Raw genomic sequence first — 7498 nt, 5'->3', positions numbered from 1 at the left:
TCGTGCCCGGCTCCACCGGCGGCGGGGAGGGCAAGCCCGCGCTCTACTGCGCGGTGATCGTGAAGCGCGTCGATGCGCAGACGCGGTCGAAGACCAGCATCAACGACCTGCTGCGCGACTGATCCGCGCGAAAGGGGGGGCGGACGATCCCGTCCCCCCGTCGCGATGGGCGTGATGCCGCCGCGCCCGCGAAGGCGGTCGTCCGCTGTCACCGGGTTGTCCCGCCGCCGTGCCACCAACATGCTTGCCCCGGAAGACAACCCCGCCTATTCCGGCGTTTAACATGTTCAACGCAGCGGAGAGTCCCATGGCCACCGACGTCAGCAACGTCCTCGATCGCGTCCTCGTCCTCGAGATGGTGCGCGTCACCGAGGCGGCGGCGATCGCGGCCTCCACGCTGGTCGGGCGGGGCGACGAAATGGCCGCCGACGCCGCCGCCGTCGAGGCGATGCGCGAGGCGCTGAACGAACTCTACATGGACGGCACCGTCGTGATCGGCGAGGGTGAGCGCGACGAGGCGCCGATGCTGTTCATCGGCGAGAAGGTCGGCAGCGGCACCGGCCCCGCGATCGACATCGCGCTCGACCCGCTGGAAGGCACGACGATCTGCGCGAAATCGGGGCCGAACAGCCTTGCGGTGCTGGCGATCGCGGAAGGCGGCGGCCTGCTCAACGCGCCCGACGTGTACATGGACAAACTGGCGGTCGGCCCCGGGCTGCCCGATGGCGTGATCGACCTCGATCGGACGCCGACTGAGAACGTCGAGGCGATCGCCGCGGCGAAGGGCGTCAAGCCCGCCGACATCATCGCCTGCGTGCTCGATCGCCCGCGCCACGAGGCGCTGATCGCCGAGCTGCGCGGCATCGGCTGCGGCATCGTGCTGATCGGCGACGGCGACGTGGCGGGCGTGATCGCGACGACCGACCCCGACACCACGATCGACGTCTACATGGGATCGGGCGGCGCACCCGAGGGCGTGCTGGCGGCCGCCGCGCTGCGCTGCGTCGGCGGGCAGTTCAAGGGCCGCCTGTTGTTCCGCAACGACGACGAGCGTGCGCGCGCGGCGAAATGGGGTGTGACCGACCTTGACCGGCAGTACGACCTGACCGATCTGGCGAAGGGCGACTGCATCTTCGCGGCGACGGGCGTCACCGACGGATCGCTGCTCGCGGGTGTGAAGCGCCGCGGCAAGGTGATGACGACCGAGAGCGTGGTCATGCGCGCGTCGTCGGGCACGGTGCGCTGGGTCAAGGGCGAGCACCGCCTCGACCGCTGACGCCTGCAGGGCGGTTGCTGGGCGGGCCCGGTCTATCGCGGGTGCGCGGCGGGGTTGCCCTTCTGCTATTCCGCACGGATGGACGCGAAGTTGCGCGACCCGCAGCGCCCCGCGTTCGCGGCGTCGCAGGACGCGGACCGATCTCGCTTCCGTTGCACGTCGGCGCCGAGCATGGCGGAACGATGCGGCGGCGCCGGGCATCCTCCACGTTATCGGACGGTGAGAGGATCGGAGCGATGAGCGCAGCGGAACCCTCGCGTGGCTGACCGGCTGTGGGCAGCGGCGTTGCTGGTGCTCGCGCTGGCGGCGTTCGCGCATTTCATTCGTGGCGGCGAGGTCGGGTTTCCACCGCCGCACTGGCCAAGCGGGCGCGCGCGCTATTTCACGCGCGCGGCGTCGCGCATCGCGCTGCTGTTCGGCGCGCCGGCGATCATGCTGCTGACGCTTGCGGGCCGCATCGACGCGCTGTTCGATATGCCACAAGCATTCGTGCCGCTGCGGCAGGTGACCGGTACGATACCGCTCGCGGGCCGGTCCACGCTCCTCTTGGGCGGCGCATTGCTGACGGGTGCGCTGATCGGCGCACTTGCGGCGCGGGTCACGCGGCGGCGCTTGCAGTTCGGACGCATCGACGCGGTGCTGCCGCGTGGACGAAGCGAACTCGGCTGGGGCGTGCTGCTCTCGATCGTCGCGGGCGTGTGCGAGGAGTGCTTCTTTCGCCTGCTCATTCCGCTGCTCGCAACGATGGTGACGCGCGAGCCGCTGGTCGCGTTCGCGCTCGCGACGCTCCTGTTCGGCGCGGCGCATCGTTATCAAGGCTGGATCGGCGTGACTGCCACCACGCTGGTCGGCGCGCTGCTCGGCTACGCTTATGTCGCGACCGCCAGTCTGTGGGTTGCGATAGGGCTGCACGTGTTCATCGACCTGAACGCGCTGGTGTTGCGGCCGCTGCTGACCGGCAAGATCGACTGGCGGGCCTGACCGGAAGCGCCAAGTCGCCCCGCCTTCGCGTGGCGGAGACGGGGCGACCTGCTGTCCGTGGGACGCGGATGCGCCCCGCCGAATGTCATAGCGGCAGAAGGTGTAGAAAAGATGGCGGTTGCGTGGCGAGATCGCTCCACGTCGTGCAAACTCGCGTAGCGCGGCGTGAAGCGACCTTCCGTAGCACCCGAAGCAAAGGGATGCGGCGGGTTAGATACAATCTCCATCATCCGATGCAGCAACACAAGGACACAATCGGCGTCGGCGTGCCGATCTGGTGCAGGCGGCACATCAGCCGTGCGCATCAACCGTCGAGTGTGCCGTCAGCGTTACGGCAGCATCGCTGACAGCGGTGGCATTGTGCAGCGCAACAGATTAACCGACCGCGATGAATCAGGCGTCCTCAACCACCACCTCTGGCAGTGCCGCGGGGATGCATCCGCGCGAGTTCGTCGCCTTTATCGCCGCGCTGATGGCGGTGAACGCGCTGGGTGTCGATCTGATGCTTCCCGCGCTCGCCGACATGGGCGCGCAGCTGGGTGTCGCGACGGCGAACCACCGGCAATGGATCATCACCGCCTATATGCTCGGCTTCGGCAGCGGTCAGCTGGTCTACGGCCCGCTCGCCGATCGGTTCGGGCGCAAGCCGATCCTGCTGGCGACACTCGCGGGGTTCGTCGCGGCGAGCGTCTTCGCGGCCGGGTCGCAGACGTTCGCGGCGCTGCTGGGCGCGCGCGTGCTGCAGGGGCTCATGTCCGCCTCCACCCGCGTGCTGGCGGTGGCGATCGTCCGGGATCGCTTCCACGGGCGGCAGATGGCGCGCACGCTGTCGGTCGCGCAGATGATCTTCTTTCTGGTGCCGATCATGGCGCCGACCCTGGGCCAGTTGCTGCTCGATACGCTGGGTCCGTGGCGCTTCATCTTCTACGCGCTCGCCGCCTTCGCCGCTTTCGTGCTCGCCTGGTCGTCGCTGCGGCTGGTCGAGACGCTGTCGATCGAGCGGCGCGGCGCGCTGTCGCTCGCCGCGCTCGGTAGCGCCTATCGCCTCACGCTCACCAACCGCTTCTCGGCCGGCTACGCGGTGGCTGCGGCGATGACGTTCGGCGGGATTATCGCATTCGTGTCGTCGGCGCAGCAGATCTTCGTCGAGGAGTTCGGCATGGGCGACCGCTTCACCTATCTGTTCGCCGCCTGCGCCTTCGCAATGGGCGTCGCATCGTTCGCGAACAGTCGCTTGGTCGAGCGACTCGGCACTCGGCTGATCTCGCAAGCGGCCGTGCTGGGCCTGATCGCGCTGTCGGTCGGGCACATCGCCGTCATCCTGCTCGGCGTCGAGTCGCTGGTCAGCTACATGCTGTTTCAGGCGCTCAGCATGACCTGCATCGGGCTGTGTGGTTCGAATTTCGGCGCGATGGCGATGGAGCCGGTCGGGCACATTGCGGGTACTGCCTCGTCGATCCAGGGGTTCATCACCAGCGTCGGCGCGGTGATCGTCGGATCGCTGATCGGGCAATCGTACAACGGCACCACACTGCCGCTGGCGATCGGCTATCTCGGCATCGGCATCGCCGTGCTCGGCGTCGTGCTGGTGGTAGAGGAGGGCAAGCTGTTTCACGCGCGCCAGACGCCGTGACAACCCCGCCTCGTCGAACGGCCGATCTCGCTTCGTCGCACCTCGCCAACAAAGGATAGTTAACCCGGCAACCGTTCGCTCTCGCGATGGTTGGCCATCATCTATGTCATTTGATTTGTTCGAAATCGCCTGTAGCCAGCGCGCAGAAGTCCGCGCGCTCGCATCGGCCCATGTCGCGCGTTACGGGGCGGACGCGCTGTCGCTCGCGCGCATGGCGCGTGCTGATGTGGTGGAGCGTGGCCGGCACGCGCGCGCCGTGCTCTACGACGAAGCAATTGAACTGCTGGAACTTCGCAACGTGAGCGACCAGCATCGAAATACCACATCACACAAGATGAGAATGACTATCAGTGGCACGTGGCAAATGACCGCATGTCCTTATCATCAACCCCACCAACGATATCGGCCAAAGTTGTTGCAAATGTTACTGAGCTGAGATGATTGTTCTTGATAGTCGTTCGCATTGCTGTATGAGAGTGAATCGCAACGGTTGATTTGTCTTGTTTTCCGGAACCGGTCCGCTTTACTCAAGTTGAGTACGGCAGACGGACGTGAGTGATCGTCCAAGCCAGACCGGAGAAAGATCATGGCCCTTACCACCATCGACGGCGCGGCCTGCGCCAAGTGCAAGTTCTTCGACGCCGAGGCGTCGGGCGAGTCGCTCGGCCTGTGCCGCTACAATCCGCCGATCGGCCAGGCGAACGGCGACGCCGCGGGAGTGTGGCCGAAGGTCGAGGCGAGCGACTGGTGCGGTCACTTCGAGCCGGCGAACGCCTGAGCCTCAACGACCGATGAACATACGCCGTCCGCGTCCTGCGCGGGCGGCGTTGTCGTATCTGCGATCGGTCAACAGCGTAAATAGCTCGGTGCTTAGGTTGAGAGCGCAGGGTCGGGCATCGCGCCGGTGGGTCGATCGTTCGATGCGCCCAAGCGATTTGACGCAGGGCCGTTCACGTTATAATGAGAACCATTCTCATCGAACGTGGCGGTTTTTCTCGCATGTACGATCTCATTGACCGCGCGGTCACCGACCTGCGCACACCTGACCGACTGGTGCTCGACGCGATGCGCGCGTGGGTGCACACGCTGACGCTGGCAGGCGAGCCGAAGCGCGCCGTCGCTGGCCGTTTCATCGATGGCGGTTCGTCGTTCGACGCGGCGATGACGATCCTCGATCGCTGCTCCGCCGACACGCTGTCGTTCCAGCGCCCGTGTCACCCGCAGGTCGACGAGGTCGAGGCGGTGCTGCTGGGATTGTGGCGGCTGGTGATCGAGGAACGCGACCACGAGGCGATCGCGACCGCCGCGCTGCTGGTGGATGCGGAGGCGGCGAGGGACCTCGTCCGCGCAATCCGCAACATCCCGCCGCCGCGCGGCACGCTTCACTGACGCCCGTTTCATCGAACAGCCGAAAAGGCCGATCCGACGCTGCGGCTTGTTCGGCGGCGCGTGAAGCGGCCTTCGTGCGTTAGTGTTCGATGCGGCGGCGTCCGGTCGCCGCAGCGGAACGCCACCTAAGTGGCGACGCGAATACCGTCGGCGAGGAACGGCGCCGCAATCTCCTCGCGAATACGGACCAGGCGGCCGGTCGCGCGATCGATCATCGCCCAGGTCGTGACGCCCTCGACACGGACGCGGCCGTCGTCGCCGGTGAAGCGGAAGTGGCGGTCGAAGCGCGCGCCGCGTGGCGGCTCGGACACCCAGGTCTCGCCCGTCACCTGCTCGCCCTCGCGCACGTTGCCGCGATAGTCGATTTCGTGCCGCGTCACGACCCAGACGAAGGCGTCGCGGTGTTCGGCGGCCGCAACCGCATGCCAGTGCGCGACCGACAGATCCTGTATCCAGCGCACCCACACCGCGTTGTTGACGTGTCCCAGTTCGTCAATGTCATCCGGTGCCGCGATAAAGCGCTGCGTAAAGGTCATGGCTTTCCCCTTCCTCGCCACCAATGGATCGCCGCGACGATCAGCCCGGCGGCGACGACACCGCCGACGATCCACCACAATCGCGTGTCGTGACGAAGGCGACCGAGGAACTCCTCCACCGCGTCGCCAAACAGATAGCCGATACCGGTGAAGATGATCGCCCAGATGATCGCCGCGACCAAGTTGATCGCGAAGAACTGTCGCTGCGAAATGGTGGTGGTGCCGACCGCGATCGGGCTGACCGTGCGCAGTCCGTAGAGGAAGCGGAAGACAAAGATGAAGCTGCGCGGGTGCTTCTCCAGCAAGGTTTGCGCGCGCGCGAAGGCGGCGGTGCCGCGCAGTTTCACGATCCAGCGATGCTCGCGAAAGTGCCGCCCGAACGCGAACCAGCCCTGATCGGCGAGGAACGACCCCGCCGCCGCCGCCGCCGCCGCACCCGGCAGCGAGACCAATCCCTGGTGCGCGAGCAGCCCGCCCGCGATCACCGCCGCCTCGCCCTCCAGCGCCGCACCGGCGAACAGGGCGGCAAGCCCGTATTGCGCGACCAGCGACTCGATCGACATGGGCCTAGGCTTCGACGCCCAATTGCCACAGCACGAAGGCGTGTTCCTCCGCGCCTTCGCGCAAGCTCTCGAACCTTCCCGACTTGCCTCCGTGCCCTGCGCCCATGTTGGTCTTGAGCAGCAGGATGTTGTCGTCGGTCTTGGTCGCGCGCAGCTTCGCCGCCCATTTGGCGGGCTCCCAGTAGGTGACGCGCGGGTCGTTGAGGCCGCCGGAAATGAACAGCGGCGGGTAGGCCTGCGCTTTGACGTTGTCATAGGGGCTATAGCTGCGGATCAGCTCGAACGCGGCCTTGTCCTCGATCGGGTTGCCCCATTCCGGCCACTCGCCCGGCGTCAGCGGCAGCGATTCGTCGAGCATGGTGTTGAGCACGTCGACGAATGGCACGTCGGCGATCACCGCGCCCCACAGTTCGGGATCGGAATTGACGATCGCACCCATCAACTCGCCACCCGCCGAGCGACCCGCGACCGCGATGCGGCCCTCGCTCGTCCAGCCGTCGGCAACCAGCGCGCGCGCCACGTCGACGAAATCGTTGAACGTGTTCTCGCGCTTCTCGAGCTTGCCGTCATGGTACCATTGCTGTCCGAGGTCGTCGCCGCCGCGGATATGCGCGATCGCGTAGGCGAAACCGCGGTCGAGCAGGCTCAACCGCCCGGTCGAGAAGCCCGGCGGGATCGCGTGGCCGTAGGCGCCATAGGCGTAGAGGAACAACGGTCGGCTGCCATCGCGCGGAAAGTCTTTTGGATAGACGATCGAAACGGGCACCTGCGTACGGTCACGCACGGTGATGTGGAGCCGCTCGGTCGCGTACTTCTCGCTGTCGTAGCCCGAAGGGATTTCCTGCACCTTTAACGTGGTGAGTTCGCCCGTGTCGACGTCGTAATCGTAGACCGTGCCGGGCGTGACCATCGATTCGTAGCCGAGCCGGATGACGCATTGGTCGTATTCGGGATTGTCGCCGGTGCCCGCGGCATAGCTCGCCTCCGGGAAGGTGATCCGCTTCGGCTCGGCGCCGTCGTAGGAATGGATGGCGATCTGGTCGAGCCCGTCCTCTCGGCCCTCGACGATGAAGAAGTCGGCGAAACACTCGACCCCGGTCATGTAGAAATGCGGCGACGG

General features: G+C 66.5%; 9 protein-coding genes and 1 pseudogene. 7 read left to right on the top strand and 3 right to left on the bottom strand.

Annotated features, from left to right (window positions below; translation table 11 throughout):
- From QZ847_RS16240 to QZ847_RS16210, 7 genes and pseudogenes are all read left to right on the top strand, one after another.
- Positions 1–122 (top strand): annotated as a pseudogene (locus tag QZ847_RS16240) (2,3,4,5-tetrahydropyridine-2,6-dicarboxylate N-succinyltransferase); the annotation flags it as partial.
- 185 nt (positions 123–307) lie between these two features.
- Positions 308–1276, top strand: a complete 969-nt coding sequence (gene glpX, locus QZ847_RS16235) for a class II fructose-bisphosphatase (protein ID WP_294358553.1) — start codon at positions 308–310, stop codon at positions 1274–1276.
- A gap of 258 nt (positions 1277–1534) precedes the next feature.
- Positions 1535–2257, top strand: coding sequence for a CPBP family intramembrane glutamic endopeptidase (locus QZ847_RS16230; RefSeq protein WP_294358550.1), 723 nt, complete (start codon positions 1535–1537; stop codon positions 2255–2257).
- A gap of 433 nt (positions 2258–2690) precedes the next feature.
- A complete protein-coding gene (locus QZ847_RS16225; protein ID WP_294192676.1) occupies positions 2691–3890 on the top strand; it encodes a multidrug effflux MFS transporter in 1200 nt (399 codons plus the stop codon).
- Between the two features lie 103 nt (positions 3891–3993).
- Positions 3994–4326, top strand: coding sequence for a hypothetical protein (locus QZ847_RS16220; RefSeq protein WP_294358547.1), 333 nt, complete (start codon positions 3994–3996; stop codon positions 4324–4326).
- 150 nt (positions 4327–4476) lie between these two features.
- Entirely contained in the window at positions 4477–4668 is a 192-nt protein-coding gene (locus QZ847_RS16215) for a hypothetical protein (RefSeq protein ID WP_294358545.1), read from the top strand.
- A 221-nt stretch (positions 4669–4889) separates the two neighbouring features.
- A complete protein-coding gene (locus QZ847_RS16210) occupies positions 4890–5279 on the top strand; it encodes a hypothetical protein (protein ID WP_294358542.1) in 390 nt (129 codons plus the stop codon).
- 125 nt (positions 5280–5404) lie between these two features.
- Here QZ847_RS16210 and QZ847_RS16205 read toward each other — a convergent pair whose 3' ends face one another.
- The 3 genes from QZ847_RS16205 to QZ847_RS16195 all read right to left on the bottom strand — a co-directional run.
- Complete coding sequence (locus QZ847_RS16205) at positions 5405–5815, bottom strand: thioesterase family protein (RefSeq protein ID WP_294358539.1); 411 nt, start codon at positions 5813–5815, stop codon at positions 5405–5407.
- Complete coding sequence (locus tag QZ847_RS16200; RefSeq protein WP_294358535.1) at positions 5812–6378, bottom strand: DedA family protein; 567 nt, start codon at positions 6376–6378, stop codon at positions 5812–5814. Before QZ847_RS16200 ends, QZ847_RS16205 begins: the two co-directional genes overlap by 4 nt.
- A gap of 4 nt (positions 6379–6382) precedes the next feature.
- A partial coding sequence (locus QZ847_RS16195) for a prolyl oligopeptidase family serine peptidase (RefSeq protein ID WP_294358531.1) occupies positions 6383–7498 on the bottom strand: 1116 nt, incomplete at its 5' end.

The organism is uncultured Sphingomonas sp., from assembly GCF_913778135.1.
Lineage (GTDB): Bacteria > Pseudomonadota > Alphaproteobacteria > Sphingomonadales > Sphingomonadaceae > Sphingomonas.
The sequence above is the reverse complement of the archived record's forward strand: the minus strand, read 5'-3'. Positions and strand labels throughout refer to the sequence as shown.

What these genes read in the sequence shown, in the direction of transcription:
- glpX (WP_294358553.1), top strand. Translation starts at nt 308, where the DNA reads ATGGCCACCGACGTCAGCAACGTCCTCGATCGCGTCCTCGTCCTCGAG.
- QZ847_RS16225 (WP_294192676.1), top strand. Translation starts at nt 2,691, where the DNA reads ATGCATCCGCGCGAGTTCGTCGCCTTTATCGCCGCGCTGATGGCGGTG.
- QZ847_RS16220 (WP_294358547.1), top strand. Translation starts at nt 3,994, where the DNA reads ATGTCATTTGATTTGTTCGAAATCGCCTGTAGCCAGCGCGCAGAAGTC.
- QZ847_RS16215 (WP_294358545.1), top strand. Translation starts at nt 4,477, where the DNA reads ATGGCCCTTACCACCATCGACGGCGCGGCCTGCGCCAAGTGCAAGTTC.
- QZ847_RS16210 (WP_294358542.1), top strand. Translation starts at nt 4,890, where the DNA reads ATGTACGATCTCATTGACCGCGCGGTCACCGACCTGCGCACACCTGAC.
- QZ847_RS16205 (WP_294358539.1), bottom strand. Translation starts at nt 5,815, where the DNA reads ATGACCTTTACGCAGCGCTTTATCGCGGCACCGGATGACATTGACGAA.
- QZ847_RS16200 (WP_294358535.1), bottom strand. Translation starts at nt 6,378, where the DNA reads ATGTCGATCGAGTCGCTGGTCGCGCAATACGGGCTTGCCGCCCTGTTC.